Here is a 20515-nt window from a genome sequence, read left to right on the forward strand (position 1 = left end):
ATTTTCGAAATAAAAAAGCCTGGAATTTAAATTCCAGGCTTTTTTATTTTAACTACCTGCTTTGGTAGTATATGAATTATGTTTATTTCTTATTCGCTTCTTTAATGTATTTCTGCAATGCCATTGTCATTGAAGGTGTTTCTGGAGTTGGAGCTTGTATATTCACTTCCAAATTATGTTCTTTAGCAGCTTTTACTGTAGAATTTCCAAAAACGGCAATACGGGTATCATTTTGTTTAAAGTCTGGGAAGTTTTCAAATAATGATTTTATACCTGAAGGGCTAAAAAACACTAAAATATCATAAAATACATCCCTTAGGTTAGAAAGGTCGCTAACTACTGTTTTGTAAAAAATAGCTTGCTTCCATTGTACCTTTAAATTGTCTAAAGTATCCGGAATTTCTGGCTTTAACTTATCAGAAGATGGTAATAAAAACTTCTCGTTTTTATATTTCTTAATCAAAGGAGTTAATTCTTGAAAAGTACGTTTACCTACATAAATCTTCCTTTTTCTATAAACTACATACTTTTGCAAGTAATAAGCAACAGCTTCACTCTGACAGAAATATTTAAGAGCATCAGGAACTTTGAAACGCATTTCTTCAGCGATTCTAAAAAAATGATCTACAGAGTTTCTACTGGTAAGTATAATCGCAGTGTATTGCGATAAATCTACTTTTTGTTGTCTCACTTCCTTAGCATCTACGCCCTCTACGTGAATAAACGGTATAAAGTCAATTTTTACCTTTTCTTTCTCCTCAAGTTCGAAATAAGGCGAATTTTCTACTTTAGGCTCTGGCTGTGAGACCAAAATCGTTTTCACTTTCATATATAGTCTTTATTTCTAAACGTCTTCCTAAATTATATAATTAGCTTGTACAGCATAAAATAGGGCGCGATTTCAAGAGCGCAAAGATACAAAATAAAATAAAACAAGTTGTTTAAAATGACGTTTTCATTCCTTCTGTATACAGAAAAAAGTATGATTAGGTTTAATATCAACAGAGAAACTATCAATACAATCACAACAATTTTTGAAGGTTTCACACTATAAACGAATAATAAATTAAGAGGTAATAAAATAACCCCTAAAAAATTACGATATGAAATTTTATAAAATAAGTAATCTTCAATTAAAGTTTCTATGGAAAATATAGTGGAAATGATTTTTTCTACTAAAATTTTACATATAACTACGAATAGGTAAAGAGCAGCAATTTTAAAATAGAGCATCATATCTATATGATCTCCTTGCCACTGGAATGCTTCTACACTTAAATAAGCAAATAGTGATATAGAAAGAATTTGAACTAGCATCAGAACCCCATTAAAAAATGTAGATAGTTTGTTGCCTTTTTGATTTATAACTACGTACTTATTGGTGTTAAAAAGCATTATAAATTCAGAAAAACGAACAGAATTCATAAGTCTAGCGGATGCTAGCAATATAATTGAGGTCATAATTACTATGGTGATCCAATCTGTTGCTATAATTTCTCTAACAATAACTTTCATACTCTTTTGAAAGGGATAAAATTAAGTCATACGTATTACATAATAAAATAAAGTGTTGTAAATAAAGATGCAACACTAATTTTTAGAGATAGTTATATAAATAAACAATAATAATAGCGTTAAAAACTGAAAATAATCTAGTGATTATTTAGTTATATTTGCCTGAAAACAGCTTAGATGGTGGATGCCGTAGTAATTATTCCTACCTATAATGAGATTGAAAATGTGGAGCGCATTATAAAAAATGTGCTTGCACTCCAACGTGATTTTGATATTCTGATTGTAGACGATAACTCTCCAGATGGCACAGCTGCAAAAGTTAAGGTACTACAAGAGGAGTATCCGGAACATTTGTTTCTATTAGAAAGAGAAGGAAAGTTAGGGTTGGGAACAGCTTACATTACAGGGTTTAAATGGGCTTTAGAGAGGTCTTATGAATACATTTTTGAAATGGATGCGGATTTCTCACATAATCCAAATGATTTGATAAGATTGTATAATGCTTGTGCTAAGGGGACATCACAGGTTGCGGTTGGGTCACGATATGTAACAGGTGTAAATGTTGTTAATTGGCCTATGAGTAGAGTACTTTTATCTTGGTTAGCATCAAAATATGTGCGATTTATTACAGGGATGGATGTGCATGACACTACAGCGGGTTTTATTTGTTATAAAAGAGAAGTTTTAGAGAAAATTAATCTGAATAAAATCAAATTTGTAGGATATGCTTTTCAGATAGAAATGAAATATAAAGCGTATTTGTCAAAATTTAAAATAAAGGAAATACCCGTAATATTTACGGACAGAACACGTGGTACTTCAAAAATGAGTAAAGGAATTATTTCTGAAGCTGTTTTCGGAGTTTTACGTATGAAATTAAAGAGTATGTTTAATAGTTATGAAATATGATCATGAATAGTGTATTGATTAAGAATGCAAATATTGTTAATGAGGGAAAGATTTTTAATGGAGATGTATACATAGAGAATGGTTTCTTTAAAGAAATTGCATCGCAGATTAGCGCTAAATCCCCGGATGTACAGGTGTTTGATGCAGAAGGAAAATATCTTTTACCAGGAGTTATTGATGATCAAGTTCATTTTAGAGAACCAGGGTTAACACATAAGGCTACCATAGAAACTGAATCTAGAGCAGCTATAGCAGGTGGTATAACATCTTTTATTGAGATGCCAAATACAAACCCACAAACTACTACTATAGAGAAACTTGAAGAAAAGTTTAATATAGCTGCTGAAACCAGTTATGCTAACTATTCTTTTATGTTTGGCGGAACGAATGATAATCTTGAAGAGATATTAAAAGTAGATCCAAGTAATGTAGCAGGACTTAAACTGTTTTTAGGTTCTTCTACAGGAAATATGCTGGTTGATAATCCAGAAGTTTTAGAGAAGATTTTTTCATCTACTGATTTGTTAATTTCGGTGCATTGCGAGGATGAAGAGACGATAAAAAAGAATACTGCGAAATACAAAGATGAGTACGGAGATGATATACCTATCGAGATGCATCCGGTCATTAGGAGTGAAGAAGCTTGTTACTTATCATCCTCTAGAGCAGTTGCTCTAGCAAAAAAAACAGGTGCTAGATTGCATGTTTTTCACCTTTCTACAGCAAAGGAGTTAGAATTGTTTACAAATAAAATTCCTCTAAAAGATAAAAAAATTACTGCAGAGGTATGTATCCATCATCTTTGGTTCTCTAATGAAGACTATAAACAAAAAGGGACTTTGATAAAGTGGAATCCTGCAGTAAAAACGCCAAAGGATAGGGATGCTTTATTTAAGGCTTTGCTTGAAGATAAGTTAGATGTAATTGCTACGGATCATGCACCTCATACAAAAGAGGAAAAAGATAATGTATATACCAAGGCTCCATCAGGAGGTCCGTTAGTGCAACATGCATTACCAGCGATGTTAGAATTTTACCATAGAGACAAGATTTCCTTAGAAAAAATTGTAGAGAAAATGTGTCATAATCCTGCAATCTTATTTCAGGTTGAGAAAAGAGGGTATATTAAAGAAGGATATTGTGCAGATGCAGTTTTGGTAGATCTTAATGCTCCCTGGACGGTAAATACAGATAATATAGCATATAAATGTGGTTGGTCACCATTTGAAGGAACTACCTTTAAATCAAGAATTACTCATACTTTTGTTAATGGTAGTTTAGTGTATAAGAATTTTAAATTCTACGATGTTAAAAATGCCCAACGATTAACTTTTGATAGATGAAAAAGAATATAGTTTATAGTGTTTTTATAATCGTTCTTGTTGGTTTCTCCTGCCAAAACCTAAATAAGGTTAGTAAACCTGAAAATCTAATTGCAGAAGATAAGATGATTGAAATACTTACGGATATTGCCTTTGTAAAGGCAGCGAAGGGGAGTTATAAAAAGGTTTTTGATATTGAAAAAATAAATCCGGAGGCTTACATTTTAGAGAAACACGGGATTGATAGTTTGGTTTTTGCTGATAATAATAATTGGTATACAAGTCAATTGGATAAATATGAAGAGATTTTCACGAAAGTGAAAAGCAACTTAGAGGTTTCAAAAGTAAAATTCGAAAAATTAAAAAAAGAAGAAGATTCTCTAAAAAAGATAGAAGATTCTATTAAGAGAGCAAAAAACAATCTTAAAGACGATAAAATATTACCAGAAGATTTGGATGAACTTGAATCAATTAGAAAAGAACTAATAGATGTAGAAAAGGAAAATGCAGTTAAGAAAAGAAGTAGTTCTAATTCTCTTTCTGGAAAAAAGAAGCAGTAGTTTCAATAGCTTTTTCTACAGGAGTGAAACTATAAGTAAGTTCTTTTTTTATTTTATCATTTTCATAAAAGGAATTTGAGAATGCGCTTTTTATAGAGGATTTAAATATTGTTCTTTTTGTTCGAAAAAATAGATGGCTAAACCGTTGTATATAATAGGCAACTTTCATCAAAAAAGGTGATATTTTCTTTTTTGGGGTAGATTTGTTAAGTGCTTTAGCAATCATGGTAAACGCACTTTTAAAACTTAGATTTTCTGAAACTAAGATGTATCGTTGATTTTTTATTTCACTATTCATAAGACGACACATTATTTTTACTACATCGTCTACAGCAACATATCCAGTAGTTCCGGTCGTGTAGTATTTCATTCCTCTATTTATTTTCTTAAATAAATATCCACTTCCTGAATTATAAAAACCCCGACCAATAATAATTCCTGGATTTACAATTACAGTGTCTAGGCCTTCTTGGGTACCTCGCCATACTTCCATTTCTGCACCATATTTTGTAATGGCATAAACAGAATCGGAAATTTCTGGATTCCATTCTGAAGTTTCATTAATTGGTTTTTGCGAATTATTCTCACTTATGGTGGCTATTGAGCTTACATAACAAAGCTTTTGCACGTTATGAATTAATGATAAATTTACAATGTTAGCAGTACCTTGTATATTGGTTTTGCGTAACATTTTATAATGAGAAGGATTAAATGATATCATTGCTGCACAATGGTATACATGAGTTATTCCCTCAAAAGCAGTTGTTAGTGTTGGGATGTCAGTAAGATCACCTTGAATCCATTCTATAGTTTCGAATGTGTCTTGATCCTCAGATTTACAGCATTGAATAAATACACTTTTTGCATATTCTTTTTTACTAATTGTTCTGTATAAAGCACGTACTTGATGCTTTTCTTCTAACAGTTTAATTAATAAATGGGTGCCTACTAGACCAGTGGCTCCGGTAACTAATATCATAGTTTTTGTTCTATAATACTAATGTAAACAATTAGCAATTAATATTAAGTTTTGATAGTTAAAAAGTTAATGGATAGTAATGATCTGTGTATATTTCTTGAAGGGTTTCGCGACCTTTATTATTGTAAGTATACTTTGTTTTTTATGTTGACTTTCTTTTTTTGTACCAAAGAAAAATCAGGGCAAATATGGCAAGTATAGAAACTCCTATAATTGACCAATACCAAGCATAGTAATTATTGAATTTAATTGGAGTGGTGTCTCCTATTAAATAAAAACCTCCCCAATAAAAAGGATGTATTCGGTTTATATTAGCTCTGTTTAAGTATTGAAGTTTTGCTTGTTGTAGTGCTTCTCCTTTACTCATTCCTTCCTTTAAATTAGTGTAGAAATATTTCATTAAATCTGGAGTAGTCTGATCAGATACATCCCAGCTACTCAGTAATAAACTTTTTGCACCAGCATATTGGAATGCTGTACCTAAACTCATAATTCCTTCTCCTTTAGCAATTTTTCCCGTTCCAGTATTACAAGCACTAAGGACAGTAAGTTCTGCGGGGATATTTAACGCGAATAATTCATGACTATGTAAAAGATCATCTTCTATCGAGTCATTGCTTTGGGTAAAAAAGAGCTTAGAGTTTTCTGGTCTTTCATTATCTACTTCGCCGTGCAGTGCAAGGTGTAAAATGTTATATTCACTTACATTCTTTTTAAAATTCTTTTCTACAGCTTCTAATCCATAGAAATAATTTCCATCGATAATCTTTGCGATTGATTTGATTTCTTTACGAGTTCCTGGAAGATCATTTTCATATTCAGTAAGAGCAGATAAACTGATAGTGTTTGAATTTTGTTGATCAATATTATTAGAGAAAGAAAATGCTAAACATTCTTTTTGCATTTGAGTAAAATCGAAAGCACTTTTTTCATCTGAACCTACTAATAGGTTAGCGGAATTTGCATAAGAAACTATATATTCTTTCAATAAATAAGATAATTCTTTTGGATTGTTTGTGTTATCTTTTCTAGTTAATAACAAATCAAAATTAAGATGCCATAAAGCTCCATCCGGAACAATTACTAATTCTGAACCAGTAAAAAAATCTTTTAACGGAGCTATTAAATCTTGATACAGTTGGTGCGCAATAGTTTTGTATGTAATTGTGTTTTTATCAGTGATAGCTAACCGGAATTCCTGGATCTTTTCATTTAATTTAGGGATTTTTAGTTCTTTTACTTCAATTCTATTTTTAGTAATAATAAAGGCATAAATAGTCTGATCTGATACAAAGAACTCTAATAAGCTAGATTTGTCTTTTAGCATTTTTTGAATGTCATCAACTAAAACTATTGTGTTTTTATATTTTAATTTATGATATTTAGGGTAGTTGTTTTTTATAATTGTGGTTAGGGAATCTTCTGTTTTTTTTAGGCGTGATAACTTGTTTTCATATTCCTGAACTCTTGAATTGTTAACAGTAGATTTCGATCTTTCTTCAATGATTCTAGATTGATAAAATGCTCTGTTAATTCTTTGGCTTTTCTCTAACTCTAGTAATTCTTTAGATAATCCTGCAAATTCTTTTGTCTTTGATTCATTGATTAAATCCTTAAGAGCGTTAGCTTTACTTTTTTCTATATAGTAAATTATCTTTTCGATAGTTTGTTGTTCTTGTACTTCTTTGTGAAATAGGAATTGAGCTTCTATTGCATCTCCATAGACTTCTCTCGCGCTTGAGGCGAATATAATTTTGTCTTGATAATTCTGGTAAGATTTTCTGATATAATCGATTAGGATATCTACTTCTTCATATATTTTTAAACTGATACACAAATCCCCAAGATCTTCATTTTCTATATATTTTGATTGTAATGTTTTTGCTTTTCCATGAAGTACGGTTAGCAATAGTTTTAAATCATAATATTCACTAGGATCAAAGAGGCCTCTGCCAATACTAGTATGATTAATTTTCCTGTTAGCGATTACTGCTTTGTCATAAAAAGAAATAGCCTTGTTAAAATCTTTTTTTCTGTCGTAAACCTTTGCAATATTATAATAGAAATCAGAAGTTCTTAAATGATTTTCTCCAAGTGTTCTTTGAAAAGTGCTTAAGCCTGTTTCATAATATTTAAGAGCTTCATCGTATTTCTTTTTTCTGATATAAATACTTGCTATTTGTAGATTTAGATTTACAATTTTGGGATCATTTTTGTCTAAAACACTTGTATAGGATTTTAGAGAATTTTGATAATAATCTAGTGCTAAATCATACTCTTCTTTATTCCTGTAAATATCCCCTATGTCAGAATATAACTGGGCTACCGTTAAGTTATTTTCTCCGTAAGCATTGATATGTATTTTTATACTTTTTTGATAGTAAGAAAGCGATTTTTCATATTCTTTTTTATCATTATAAAGAATACCTATGTTTTGGTAGCTTTTTGCATTTTTTATGTAATTTTCACCAAATAATTTAGTTCCTATTTTTATACTCTTATTATAATATTCTATTGCTTTAGTGTTTTCTCCATTCTTAGTAAAAACCTCTCCTATATTGTCATATATAAAGGCAGTCATATCTTTTTTTCTAAGATATTCATAGGTCATTAAGGATTTTTGGTAATTTTCTAAGGCTAAGTCATATCGGAATAAATTTTTATAGGTTACTCCGATGTTTAAGAATCCAGATCCAGCATAAAAATGATACCTCCCGTACCTTTTGATAGAAAGATTTAAAAAAGTTTTAAAATAGTCAAGAGCAATTTCATGTTGACCAAGATTTTTATAGATTAGACCGATTCGGTCATAATAAATGATGGTTCTTTCATGATTCTGACCATATATTTTTAGCTCAACATCTAGTGCTTTTTTAAAATAGATGACAGAGCGATCTAATTTCTTTTCAGCTAATAAAGATTCTGCCTTTCTTAGATACTGCGCAGCTAAAATACTATCTTGTGCCGATTGCGCAATAATCCTATTAAAAGGAATGAGAAGAATAAAAAAGCATAAAATCTTTATATCAAAAAGATATTCTAGTCGTTCCATAAATTACAAGATAGGCAAACTGTGATTAACTTATTTCACCCCTTTGTACAATAACTGATTATTTTTAAGTTAAGAAAAGAGGTTGTTTTTAAAAAATTGTATTAAAATTGTTTTTTATAAGATTTAAATCAAAAATAGATAACGTTATCTATTTATTTATAGCAAAGAAGGCAAAAATGTTACTTTTGTCAAGAAAATAAATTCACAATAAAAGGTAACAGATTACTGTTTGATGACATTAACCTATGAGTATTAATGAAGAACGAAAAATTTTAGAAGGAATTGCAGCAGGAGATGCTAAGGTTATAAAGTCTTTTTACAAGGATAATTATAACTATATAAAAGGGTATATCCTCAAAAATTCTGGAGATGATGTAGATGTAGAAGATGTGTTTCAGGATGCGATGATAGTTATTTATCAAAAACTTAAATCAGGTACCTTAGAGATGAATGTTTCAATACGCACATATCTTTATGCGGTATGTAAGAATATTTGGAGAAGTAGGTTACGGAAGAATAAAAAAATAATTATTGATAATGATGCAATAGAAGCTAATGAGGAGATAGAAGCGTCTATAGCAGAGGAAATAGAAAATAAAGAGCGTGAACATGTGTACAGGAAATATTTTCTTAAATTAAGTGATACTTGTAAAGATTTATTAAATCTGGTTTTCGACGGGAATAGTATGAAAGAGATTGCAAATATCACAGGGTATTCTGAAGGATATACAAGAAAGAAGAAATTTGAATGTAAAAAATCACTTCTTGAAAAAATAGAAAAGGATCCCATGTATAAGGAGTTAAAGATAACTTCGTTAAAAGAATAATGGTATGGAAAGGACTGAGGAATTATTTGAAAAAATAGAAAGATATTTAGATAAAACATTATCCGAAGAAGTGACAATTGCCTTTGAAAAAGAAATGTCTACTAATCCAGAACTTAAACTCGAAGTAGATAAACATCGAGAATTGCATAATGTTCTGAGTAATAAAGATGTGTTAGATTTTAAAGAGAAATTACAAAAAATTGGTGAAGAAGTAAAGAAGGAAAAATTAGAAGAAACTAAAACATCATTTTTTCCATATTTAAAAATTGCGGCTTCTGTAGTTATTCTTATTGGAGCAGGAACTTTGTTGTGGAATACTTTTAACTCGTCTAATGATTTTTCTAACCTATATACTTCCTATTATGAGTTATATCCAGTAGAAGATGTTACAAGAGGTGATGTTTTAGATCAATTGGATATTGTTATGAAGAATTATGCTCAAGGTAATCACGATAAAGTTATTACAGAACTAGAAGAAAACGCCTCTTTAGTTTCTTCGGAGCAATTAGAACTGTATTTAGGTAATAGTTACCTCCAGGTAGGTAAGGAAAAAAAAGCATTATTACAGTTTGAAAAAATAAATGATAATAGTCAATACTATGAAGATGCTAATTGGTATCAAGCACTAACATATCTTAAGTTAGGAGAAACAAATACTTCTTTAGAAATCTTAGAGAGAATTATTCGATTTGACGGGATTTATAAGGAAAAAGCCATACAGCTGAAAGAAGATTTAGAATAATAATAGTAAAACTAGTTCATAACGATTTCTTAATTATTCATAGTAGTATATAATCCATATTTCTATCTTTGCCGGATAAATTGAATACTACTAAAATGGCCGTAAATTTTATAGAAGAACTGCGCTGGAGAGGAATGTTGCATGATGCCATGCCTGGAACAGAAGAATACCTAATGGAACAGATGAGAGCTGCATATGTTGGGTTTGATCCAACTGCAGATTCTTTACATATAGGTAATTTAGTTCCGATCATGTTATTAGCACATTATCAGAGAGCAGGTCATAAACCTTTTGCTTTAGTTGGAGGTGCTACGGGAATGATTGGAGACCCTTCTGGCAAATCAGCTGAACGTAACCTTTTAGACGAAAAGACATTACGTCATAATCAAGATTCAATAAAATCACAATTAGCACAGTTTTTAGACTTTGAAAGTAATGCTAAAAATGCTGCAGTTTTAGTGAATAACTATGATTGGATGAAAGATTTTTCATTCCTTGATTTTATTAGAGATGTTGGTAAGCATATTACAGTAAACTATATGATGGCAAAGGATTCTGTAAAGAATAGAATTTCTGCAGAATCTTCAGATGGAATGTCTTTTACTGAATTTACATATCAATTGGTACAAGGATATGACTTCCTGCATTTATATAAAGAACATGATTGTACACTTCAGATGGGAGGTAGTGATCAGTGGGGAAATATAACTACTGGAACTGAGCTTATAAGACGGATTGGTGGAGGGAAAGGATATGCTTTAACTTGCCCATTAATTACTAAATCAGATGGATCTAAGTTTGGTAAATCCGAAGGTGGAAATGTATGGTTAGATGCAAAAAGAACATCGCCTTATAAATTCTATCAATATTGGTTGAATACAAGTGATGAGGATGCTGAGAAGTATATTAAGATTTTTACATTTTTGACAAAAGAGGAAATCGAAAGTTTGATTTCTGAACATGCTGAGGTACCGCATCAAAGAATTCTTCAGAAAAAATTAGCTGACGAAATTACCATTATGGTGCATTCTCAGGAAGATCTTGATAATGCTATTAAAGCATCTAATATCCTTTTTGGTAAATCCACTTCTGAAGATTTAAAGGGATTGGATGAGGCTGCGTTTTTAGATGTTTTTGAAGGAGTTCCTCAAAAAGAACTTTCTAAAGATCTTATCAAAGACGGATTAGATATAATTGGTGCACTAGCGGAACATACTGGATTTTTAAAATCTAACGGAGAGGCAAGAAGAGCACTTAAAGAAAATTCTATTTCTGTAAATAAGGAAAAGATTAAGGAGGGATATTCAATAACTTCTAGTGATTTGATCAATAATAAATTTGTTTTATTACAAAGAGGGAAGAAAAACTATTTTGTGATTAGAGCTGTATAGCTTGTTTTATTCAATAAATTTAAGTTATCCTATTACAGCAAAGAATTCTATCATTAAATAGTATAAAAAACAAAGCCTACCAGAATTTCTTCTTAGTAGGCTTTGTCAACTAACCAATCAATTATTGAAAAAAACTTAACGATCTATATTTTATCGATTTTCTCGATTATTTTTTTGTTTTTATTTTTTGCCAATTCACATCAGCTTTCTCTTTTAATGCAGTAGCACCTTCTTCATTCCATTTTGTCAATGTATTTATTCCCCAGGAATTATAGAATAAGAATAATTTACCATCTCTAATTTCATATGTTTCAGGGTCAATGTCTACTTTTTCTGCTTTCGCTCCTATTGCATAAGCACAATAACCGCCATATTGTGGTATATACTTTTCTGGATTATTTTTAAATTTTTCCAGATTAGATTGACTTATGAATTTATATTTTGCATTGTCATGGGTTGTAGTATACTTACTATCACCTTTTTTTGCTTTATTATTAAAATATTCAGTAACATCATATCCTTCAGCGACAAATCCTTTTTTTACATTGTAATCCACTTGCTGTGCTGAGACCGTTGTGACTAATCCTAAAACCAATAAGATTATGAACTTTTTCATTTTATGCAATGTTTTTTTGTTGTTACATCCATTCAGTCGTTAAAAAAACAGAACATTACAATTTTAACATAATTATAAGTTTTTTAGCTTAATTGAATACAGGTTTAATATATTCTTAGTCTAAAGTTTCTTACACTTATAAATACGTTTCGGAAATATGAAAGTTGCATAAAAACAAAAGTTTTTCAGAAATTATCCTTCGTAAGCTTTTAAATAAATGATATATAAAAAGTAATGAGATTATAGCGCCATCAAATTACAACCTCTGATATCACTATTATCGAATCTACCAAGAATTTCGAAACTACCATCATCATAGGTTTTTCCAAGATCTTGTGTTGCGATAAATGAGCAAGAATTTATATTAGCTAAGTCAATAATATTGATTCCTCCTGTTTTGTTGGTTTCAAGATAGGTTAATGCATCTTCTGTATCACGAGTAGAGATTTTCATCCAAGGAGGACAATAGAAAATACCATTACCTTTAGAATATGCTTGAGATAGCAATTCTGTCATGCCGTATTCACTATGGATTTCCGAAATACCAAATCCTTTTTTTAGAATTTGATGCAGTTCTTCACGGATTATCTCTTTTCGCCTACCTTTCATTCCACCCGTTTCCATAACGATGGTATCTTTGTTTAGTTGAATACTGTTATTTTCGATTAGATCTAATAGGGCAAAAGAGACGCCAATAAGTATAATTTTTTTACGCTCTTTAGTAAGATGTTTTAGGGTCTCTATTAGTTTTGTTGTTTCATCAAGATAAAACCCACTATTTGATTGTTTACTGTCTTTGATTAACTTATCTGCCATATATACTAGAGAAGAGTTTTCGCGCTCTAGATATGATGGCAGTAGTGCTAGTATCGTATAGTCTTCTATATTTCCATAGAAATGTTGAAATCCTTTGAAGAAGCTGTTTTCATAAATATCTAAATTAGTAATATAGTGTTTGCTAGTAATACTGCCGGTGGTTCCACTGCTTGTAAAAACTTGTTGAATATTAGAAGATGAGCTAACAATTTTTTCCTGTTTAAAGAACTGTACTGGGAGGAAGGGGATTTCTTTAATTTTAGTAACAGCGCTTTTAGTAACTCCAAGAAGATTGCAAAAACGTTGATACACTTTACAATTAATGTACTGATGTTGAAATACTCTTATTGCCATTTTTTCAAAATCTGTATTATTTTGAATCGTAAAAATTGTCTCAGAGAGCATATAGAACGTTATGGAGGTTGTTTAGAGCAAAGGTATAAAAAAACACCCTACATAAATAGGATGTCTGTATGTTGTAAAATATGGTTTAACCAATATTTTTTAGTTACCTAAAATAAAAAGACAATATTATTGTCGGATTAGTTTTTTAGAAAAATCTTCTTCTCCGATTTTAATTTTTAAAACATAAACTCCAGGAGGTAATGAAGAAATATCTAATTGTTCTTTAGTTGTAATTACCTTAAATAATACAGTTCTACCTAAAACACTAAAAACTCTACAGGTCATTGATTTTCCTGACTTAGAAGTAATATTAAGAATGTTTCCAGAAACCGGATTTGGGAATACTTGAACTTCTTCTTGATCGTTTGTTTTTATAGTTGATTGTGCACTAGCTCCTGTAGAAAAGGAGAGTACAAAAACACCAGTAAGTATGAGTAATAAGTAGATTTTTTTCATAAAACTTTATTTTGGGACTATAAAAGTACAATATTTTATTAATAATTGAGTTAGGGTTGTCATTTTTAAATGTTAAATCTCTACAAAAAAACGATTTTATTACCATAATTACGGTAATCCCTTTTTTAATTACCGGTTTTGGTTTTTGCAGTTTCATAAAAAAAGCAGATATTTGTTTATTATGAAGTTATAAGGAATTATGTACGACTTTTTGGAAATATCGGTCTCGGTATTATTTAGCTAGAGAATTCTTCTTAAGCTAGTTTCCAATTATTTCTTTTTTTTAAACGTAATTCTTTTATTTATGACACAAAATAAACTTACCCTCAGTAGACTTTTTTCCTATTTTAAATTAGCCGTTAGCGGCAAAGAACAACAATTTACATCCGGCAGTATTCGCAAGGCTGTTTTTATGCTTGCAATTCCTATGATCTTAGAGATGATGATGGAATCTATTTTTGCTTTAGTTGATGCGTACTGGGTTTCTAACTTAGGTGCAAATGCAATTGCTACTGTAGGTTTAACAGAATCCGTGATTACTTTAATTTATGCCGTGGCAATTGGACTCAGTATGGGTGTTACCGCAATAGTAGCTCGCAGAGTTGGAGAAAAGGATATTGAAGGAGCTTCACAAGCGGCAGTTCAATCTATCTTTTTAGGAATTTCTGTAGCTGTAATTATTAGTATAATAGGGATACTTTATCCGAAAGAAATTTTAGCGCTTATGGGCGCTGAGGTAGATTTAATAGCTGATGGGTATGGATATACTCAAGTTTTATTAGGCGGGAATATAACGATTATGCTATTGTTTTTGATTAATGCAGTTTTCCGAGGAGCAGGGGATGCATCAGTCGCTATGAAGGTACTAATAGTTTCCAACCTTTTGAATATCATTCTGGATCCACTTTTTATTTTTGGATTTGGACCAATTCCAGGTTTTGGTGTTCAAGGTGCTGCCATTGCTACAACAATCGGTAGAGGTAGTGCAGTGGTATTGCAAATGATGATTCTTTTTTTTGGATGGAGTAAAATCAAAGTGACTTACAGAGATATCGTGCTTAGGTCTAAAGTAATGATTAATTTAATAAAGGTATCTCTTGGAGGAATTGGTCAATTTATAATCGGTACATCTAGTTGGGTGTTCTTAATGCGTATCATGGCTGAGTTTGGTAGCGAGGTACTTGCGGGGTATACTATTGCAATCAGAGTATTGATGTTTACATTAATGCCATCATGGGGGATGAGTAATGCTGCCGCGACATTAGTAGGACAAAACCTAGGAGCAGGTAAACCAGAGAGAGCAGAACAATCAGTCTGGAAAACCGGAAAATACAATGCTTATTTTATGATTGTTGTATCTGTACTATATTTAATTTTTGCAGAGGTAATTATCAAAATTTTTAGCAGTGAACCTGAAGTGGTAAAATATGGAGCTTTAAGTTTACGAGTAATTGCTGCTGGTTATGTGTTTTATGCGTATGGAATGGTTATTATTCAATCCTTTAATGGCGCTGGAGATACTAAGACACCAACTGTTATTAACTTTTTTTGTTTTTGGGTATTTCAATTGCCTTTCGCTTATTTGGCCGCAATTGTTTTTGATTGGGGGGCTATGGGAGTTTTCTTGGCAATTACATTTGCAGAGGTGTTAATAGCAGTTGTAGGAATTATATGGTTTAGAAAAGGAACTTGGAAATCTGTGAAAGTGTAAAGTAATAAAAAAACACCCTCAAATTTGAGGGTGTTTTCTACATAAGTGAGATTTCATCTCTTTCTTTAATAATTTAGTTTATAACGAAGTAGCCCAAGCAAAATCTGCTGCTACTGTCGTAGAAGTACTATATGTTGTAGCTTCTGCGGCATCATTACCATCAGCTTGTAAATTAGAAGCAGGTGCACTATCTCTAAAATCAAACTGAGTATCAAATCCAGTTAAAGAAAGACCGGTAATAGTTGCTCCAGAGTTATTTTTGATTTGGATCCCTGTACCACCCATAGTAGAAACAGCAGTAAAGTTAACAAGTGTTGGGTTGTTATTTACACCATCAGCTTCAATAGCAGTAGAGAAATCAGCGATTGTGATGTTTACGAACGTATTGGTAAGTGTACCGTTCCATCCTTCAGTCCAGTCTACAGCATCATCTTCAAGGTTTTCTGCATAGAAGTTAGTCATGTTTACAGTTCCTCCGAAGAATTCAACTCCGTCATCAGAACCACCAATAACAGCAACGTTAGTAATTGTAGTTCCACTACCTACTGCATAAAGAGTTAAACCATTGAACTGAGAATCAGCGTTGATCTGAGCACCTGTGTTTTTAAGAACTAAGTAATTGATAGTACCAGAATTATCTGTATCGTTAGTACCACCGTAAACAAGACCACCCACTTCAGCGATAGCATCTACTCCTTCGGTAGTAGTGGCGTCACCACATATAAGTAATCCACCCCAAGCTTCACCATCATTTGACTCCATTACTACTGGATCAGCCATTGTTCCCTGGATATCTATAGAAGCTCCTTTTAATACAGCTAAGTAGTTTGCAGTTCCAGATTCAGAAGTAATTGTAGTTCCTGCTGGAATTGTTAAAGTAGCCCCATTACTTACTAATACAGGTCCACTTATTTCGTATGCTACAGATGCATCAAGCGTAAGATCGCTAGAAATAGTAGCAGGAAGTACGTTACCAGAACCAGTTCCTGCATCAATTACCCAAGCAAATAAACTAGCATTTGTAGAAGATGTACTAAATACAGCGTCAACAGCAGTATCTGCATCAGCTCCGTCAATTTGTAAGTTAGAAGCTGGAGCGCTATCTCTAAAATCGAAAGATGTATCAAATCCAGTTAAAGTTAAACCGTTGATAGTAGCACCAGAATCATTTTTGATTTGGATTGCAGTTCCTCCAGTAGAAGAGATTGCAGTAAAATTAACAAGTGTTGGGTTATTATTTGCACCGTCTGCTTCGATAGCAGTGGAGAAATTTGAGATAGTGTTTAAAACATACCCGTTAGTAAGTGTTCCATTCCAACCTTCTGTCCAGTCTACAGCATCATCTTCATTGTTTTGTAGGTATAAGTTACTTACATTTACGGTTCCTCCGAAAAATTCAACACCATCATCAGTACCATTGATGATACCTACGTTGTCGATAGTAGTTCCAGAACCTACAGCATATAACGTAAGACCATTGAATTGTGAAGTTGTAGTAATTTGTGCACCAGCATCTCTAATGATTAAATAATCAATATTTCCAGAACTATCAGTGTTATTATTTCCTCCATAAATAAGACCACCAACTTCCGCTATTGCGTCTGCTCCTTCTGTAGTCGTAGCATCACCACAGATTAATAAACCACCCCAAGCTCCTGCTGTACCATTAGAACGCATAATTACTGGATTAGTTGCTGTTCCTTGAATATCAATATCAGCGCCTTTTAATATTGCTAGGTAATTATCTACTCCTGGTTCTGATACGATTTCAGTACCTGCGGGTATGGTAAGAGTAACTCCTGATGCAACAGTTACAGTTCCTGTAATTGAGTATTCAACACTAGCGTCTAATGTAAGATTTTCACTGATAAGACCATTTAATATAGAATCATCAACAGGTGTTATAGGCCCACCATTGTCATCATCACTACCACAGGAAACTGAAAGTAACCCTGTGATTAGTGCAAAGCTTAATAATTTACTTAACGTTTTCATCATTGTTTATATTTAATTAAAATAAAGTTTTAAAATTTATAACTAACACTTAAAGAGGTGTTTATTCCTGTAGAATATGATAAGATGGTATCTTCAAACTGATCTCCACTTACAACCTCTTGAATAAATTGTGTTCTCTCTATAGTAGGGTTTAATAAGTTTTTAGCAGTTAATCCGATACTCCAATGGTCATTTATCTGTTTGTTAGCTATAAAGTCTAATGTTACAAACCCCTTTTCTATAATTTCGCCATTGAAGAAAATATCTGGTTGCTGTTGGTTTCTTGGAGCCCCCAAAGCAAAAATCTTATCTGATGTATAGTTTCCTGTAAGTGTAAATTCATATGGAAACTTTTCGCCAGAATTAAAGGTTAGTGATAAGTTAGAGATCCAGTCAGACGCACCTTCTAATCCAATTTCAGTTCTGTTACCATACTTGAAAGTTTGTTGAAGTGTTCCATCTTCTCTAATTACATCTTTTAAATCCTGTACGTGATCCAAATAAGAAATATTACCACTAAGTCTCAAGTTTGGATTTGATTCTCTCTTTTTTATTATGTAAACTCTCCCTTCAAGTTCGAACCCTAAAATACGAGCTCTATCACCTGTATTGAAGTAAGAGAAAATATCTTCTCCTCCTCTTTGCAAACCACGGTTTATTGGGTCTTCGATTCTCTTGTAGAAGGCGCTGAAAGATATTAACTCGTCATTTTCTGGAAAAAATTCTACTTTAAAATCTACGTTATAGTTCTGAGATCTTTCAACATTAGGATTTCCTTGAAATACCTGACCAACTTGAGATACGTACTGGAAAGGTGCAATTTCTTTAAATTCAGGTAATGTTTGTCCTAAACTTCCTGAAAGACGTAATGTTAATTTTTCGTTTACTGAATACTTTAAGTTCAAGTATGGGTAGAAATTATCGTATTCTTTATTTGAAGATCCAATTCTTGCCTGTCCTGTAAGAGGGTTTACAAAGTTTCCTACGTCAAAGTTAACATCGATTTCATCTTTCTGATAACGAATACCAACTTGTGCTGTGAACTTGTTAAATGTTCCTGTAAAGTTTGCATTTCCAGAGTAAGAAAGAAGTTCTGCGTCATAAGTATCTATTGGTTGCGTATTAAGTTGCAGTGCACCAGTGTCAAAATTTTGTTGAGTGAAGATATCACCTAAAGCATCTATTGATGTAGGGTTGATTTCTACATTACCTTCTTCAACTCCGAAAAATTGTGATAAGAAATCTCTAGTTTTGTTTCTAAAATCTCCACCAATATTTAATACAAAAATACCTTCTTCATCTTGATTTTGCTTAAGAATCCATTTGTCAGAGATTCTAGCGTTAATTTCTTGATCGTTAATTTCTTGAACAGATTTTCTTTGCTGAAACCCTCCTGTAAATCCAAGTTCTATAATACCATCTTCGTTCTCTGGTGTATTTGGATTGTCATTTAGGATATTTACTTCATTACGAATTCTATTAGGCTCATTAGCTACTAAATAATTGAATCCAGCTGCCCACTCTAAATTATTTTTTTTGGATAGAGTATGCTCTCCGATAAGTTGTGTTGCGGATAGAAAAGTATTCTTTATATTTTGATCTCTAAGAAATTGAGTTCCTTCTTCAATATTATCTAATTCTTCAAAAAACTCAGTAGTACGTTCACGCCCAGCTTCTAAGGTCTCTTCAAAAACTTTGTTAATGACAAAACTGTTAAAGGATAATTTATGATCATCACTAATCTTATATTGACTGTGCAACATTGCTGTGGAGTTAACAGTACGTAACCAACGTCTTAAATCATCTTCTGGTACTACGTCTCTTAGGTTTCCTTGATCATATTCTCTAAACAAACCTTCTCTATATTCGTGATCGACTGATTGGCCTCCACTGAAATAAAGTTTAAAGTTTCTAGCTTCACCTAATATTCCGCCAATATTAAATCCAAATCCATAGTTAATAGGTGTGGCTGCTTCTGTTGTATTCCAAGGCTGTTGAGTTAAGGCGTTTACAAGATTGTTAGCTTCAAATTCACGACTATATATTCCTAAAGAAATATCATTGTTATTAGCAGTGGTCTTAAAATTGTTAAAGATATCGTTATCTGTAACATTAGAATTAACTCCTGCGCTAATACTTATACCGATGTCTTTTGTTTTTGTAACTTGTTTAGAAACGATGTCGATATTTCCAGAGGCAAGATCTGCTGAGTTAGAAGGAGCAAAAGTTTTGCTTATTGAAACATTACCTATAAATCTCGTTGGAAATAGTTCTAGGTCTATATTTTTTTTGTCGATATTATCTGAAGGTATAGGTAATCCATTAAGAGTAGTACTTAGATACCGATCACCTAAACCACGTACATAAATATCTCCAGATCCTTCTGCTTTAGAAACTCCAGATATTTTTGTGGTAGCGGCAGAGGCGTTAGAAACACCAAGTCTTGTTAGTTGTTCTGCACCAATACTTTCTTTTATTTGAACTGCATTTTTTTGTTCTAATAAAAGTGCCTCTTCTCTTTCTCTGTTTGTTTGTACTTTAATAACTACTTCTTCTAACGCTGCGGCAGTAGCACCAAGTGCTGTGTCAATAACGGTTACCTTATCAGGTTCTACAATAACCTCTGGGATACGTAAAGTTTCATAACCTGTAAAACTAAATTCTAATGTATATGTGCCAGGAGGGATGTTCGTAAGCTCATACTTTCCATCAAAATCAGATGAAGTTCCCATTGTAGTGCCAGTAATTACAATATTAGCAAAAGGTAGGGGTTGGTTATTTACTTCCTTGTCTAGAAGTTTTCCGGCGATGGATCCGGTTTCTTGTGCAAAATTTAATCCAAGATAAAACAGTGCAATTACTGTAAAAAGTTTTTTCATTTCGTATTCGTAAAATTCTGTTACAAATAAATACGGTTTTACAGTAAGAAATCTTACCCTATTATTATCCTTAGTTTAAGGGATTGTAATTTGGTGTAGGCGAAGGAAAAGTTGTTTTATTACTCTTTTTTTGTTTTGTTTTAGCGTTCAAGTTTTGATTTTAAAATATTGATAATCAAACATTTAAAATATAAATTACTTTGCCTGCTAAAATTGATTTTGTTTTTTGAATATCAGAGGAGCAGATTTTGCTAATTCGTATAAAACTTTACAAAAAGATTATCTTAGTGTTAAATGGGGACTATTTAAAATATTTGTCTTAACAATCAGATAAACTCAT

Annotated in this window: 16 protein-coding genes; 7 read left to right on the forward strand and 9 right to left on the reverse strand. The window is 32.0% G+C overall.

The window, feature by feature from the left end:
- Window positions 1–82 precede the first annotated feature (82 nt).
- Both BMY33_RS07240 and BMY33_RS07245 read right to left on the reverse strand, forming a co-directional pair.
- Window positions 83–829 carry a uroporphyrinogen-III synthase gene (locus BMY33_RS07240; RefSeq protein ID WP_027394855.1) on the reverse strand — a complete coding sequence of 249 codons (747 nt, stop codon included), beginning with the start codon at window positions 827–829 and terminating at the stop codon, window positions 83–85.
- 32 nt (window positions 830–861) lie between these two features.
- Complete coding sequence (locus BMY33_RS07245) at window positions 862–1515, reverse strand: DUF4271 domain-containing protein (protein WP_091407078.1); 654 nt, start codon at window positions 1513–1515, stop codon at window positions 862–864.
- A 177-nt stretch (window positions 1516–1692) separates the two neighbouring features.
- Here BMY33_RS07245 and BMY33_RS07250 point away from each other — a divergent pair, with 177 nt between their 5' ends.
- From BMY33_RS07250 to BMY33_RS07260, 3 genes are read left to right on the forward strand one after another with little or no spacing between them, the layout of a single operon-like run.
- Entirely contained in the window at window positions 1693–2424 is a 732-nt protein-coding gene (locus tag BMY33_RS07250) for a polyprenol monophosphomannose synthase (RefSeq protein WP_091407080.1), read from the forward strand.
- Window positions 2425–2426: 2 nt separating this feature from the next.
- Window positions 2427–3767 carry a dihydroorotase gene (locus BMY33_RS07255; protein WP_091407081.1) on the forward strand — a complete coding sequence of 447 codons (1341 nt, stop codon included), beginning with the start codon at window positions 2427–2429 and terminating at the stop codon, window positions 3765–3767.
- Window positions 3764–4306, forward strand: coding sequence for a DUF4296 domain-containing protein (locus BMY33_RS07260; RefSeq protein ID WP_091407083.1), 543 nt, complete (start codon window positions 3764–3766; stop codon window positions 4304–4306). Before BMY33_RS07255 ends, BMY33_RS07260 begins: the two co-directional genes overlap by 4 nt.
- On the opposite strand, the gene BMY33_RS07265 is transcribed toward BMY33_RS07260, so the two are convergent.
- Window positions 4275–5285, reverse strand: a complete 1011-nt coding sequence (locus BMY33_RS07265; RefSeq protein WP_091407084.1) for an NAD-dependent epimerase/dehydratase family protein — start codon at window positions 5283–5285, stop codon at window positions 4275–4277. The genes BMY33_RS07260 and BMY33_RS07265 overlap by 32 nt on opposite strands.
- 142 nt (window positions 5286–5427) lie before the next feature.
- On the reverse strand, window positions 5428–8337 hold the full coding sequence (locus BMY33_RS07270) for a CHAT domain-containing protein (RefSeq protein ID WP_091407086.1): 2910 nt from the start codon (window positions 8335–8337) through the stop codon (window positions 5428–5430).
- A gap of 245 nt (window positions 8338–8582) precedes the next feature.
- Here BMY33_RS07270 and BMY33_RS07275 point away from each other — a divergent pair, with 245 nt between their 5' ends.
- From BMY33_RS07275 to tyrS, 3 genes are all read left to right on the forward strand, one after another.
- The gene (locus BMY33_RS07275; RefSeq protein ID WP_091407088.1) at window positions 8583–9164 is read left to right on the forward strand and encodes an RNA polymerase sigma factor; all 582 of its coding nucleotides are present in this window, start codon (window positions 8583–8585) and stop codon (window positions 9162–9164) included.
- 4 nt (window positions 9165–9168) lie between these two features.
- Entirely contained in the window at window positions 9169–9906 is a 738-nt protein-coding gene (locus BMY33_RS07280) for a tetratricopeptide repeat protein (RefSeq protein ID WP_091407089.1), read from the forward strand.
- Window positions 9907–10001: 95 nt separating this feature from the next.
- Window positions 10002–11297: a tyrosine--tRNA ligase gene (gene tyrS, locus BMY33_RS07285; protein ID WP_091407091.1), complete on the forward strand. Its 1296-nt coding sequence runs from the start codon at window positions 10002–10004 to the stop codon at window positions 11295–11297.
- Window positions 11298–11463: 166 nt separating this feature from the next.
- On the opposite strand, the gene BMY33_RS07290 is transcribed toward tyrS, so the two are convergent.
- From BMY33_RS07290 to BMY33_RS07300, 3 genes are all read right to left on the reverse strand, one after another.
- The gene (locus BMY33_RS07290; RefSeq protein WP_091407093.1) at window positions 11464–11913 is read right to left on the reverse strand and encodes a YHS domain-containing (seleno)protein; all 450 of its coding nucleotides are present in this window, start codon (window positions 11911–11913) and stop codon (window positions 11464–11466) included.
- A 240-nt stretch (window positions 11914–12153) separates the two neighbouring features.
- Window positions 12154–13134, reverse strand: a complete 981-nt coding sequence (locus tag BMY33_RS07295) for a LuxE/PaaK family acyltransferase (RefSeq protein ID WP_091407094.1) — start codon at window positions 13132–13134, stop codon at window positions 12154–12156.
- Between the two features lie 126 nt (window positions 13135–13260).
- Window positions 13261–13590, reverse strand: coding sequence for a T9SS type A sorting domain-containing protein (locus BMY33_RS07300; RefSeq protein ID WP_091407096.1), 330 nt, complete (start codon window positions 13588–13590; stop codon window positions 13261–13263).
- A gap of 304 nt (window positions 13591–13894) precedes the next feature.
- Here BMY33_RS07300 and BMY33_RS07305 point away from each other — a divergent pair, with 304 nt between their 5' ends.
- Window positions 13895–15301 (forward strand): MATE family efflux transporter, encoded by a 1407-nt coding sequence (locus BMY33_RS07305; protein WP_091407097.1) that lies wholly within the window; start codon window positions 13895–13897, stop codon window positions 15299–15301.
- Window positions 15302–15379: 78 nt separating this feature from the next.
- Here the strand turns inward: BMY33_RS07305 and BMY33_RS07310 are convergent, their stop codons facing one another.
- Together BMY33_RS07310 and BMY33_RS07315 are read right to left on the reverse strand one after the other, a co-directional pair.
- The gene (locus tag BMY33_RS07310; protein WP_091407099.1) at window positions 15380–17299 is read right to left on the reverse strand and encodes a beta strand repeat-containing protein; all 1920 of its coding nucleotides are present in this window, start codon (window positions 17297–17299) and stop codon (window positions 15380–15382) included.
- A 26-nt stretch (window positions 17300–17325) separates the two neighbouring features.
- Window positions 17326–20175, reverse strand: coding sequence for a TonB-dependent receptor (locus tag BMY33_RS07315; RefSeq protein WP_091407100.1), 2850 nt, complete (start codon window positions 20173–20175; stop codon window positions 17326–17328).
- Window positions 20176–20515 lie beyond the last annotated feature (340 nt).

Source organism: Aquimarina amphilecti, from assembly GCF_900109375.1.
GTDB lineage: Bacteria > Bacteroidota > Bacteroidia > Flavobacteriales > Flavobacteriaceae > Aquimarina > Aquimarina amphilecti.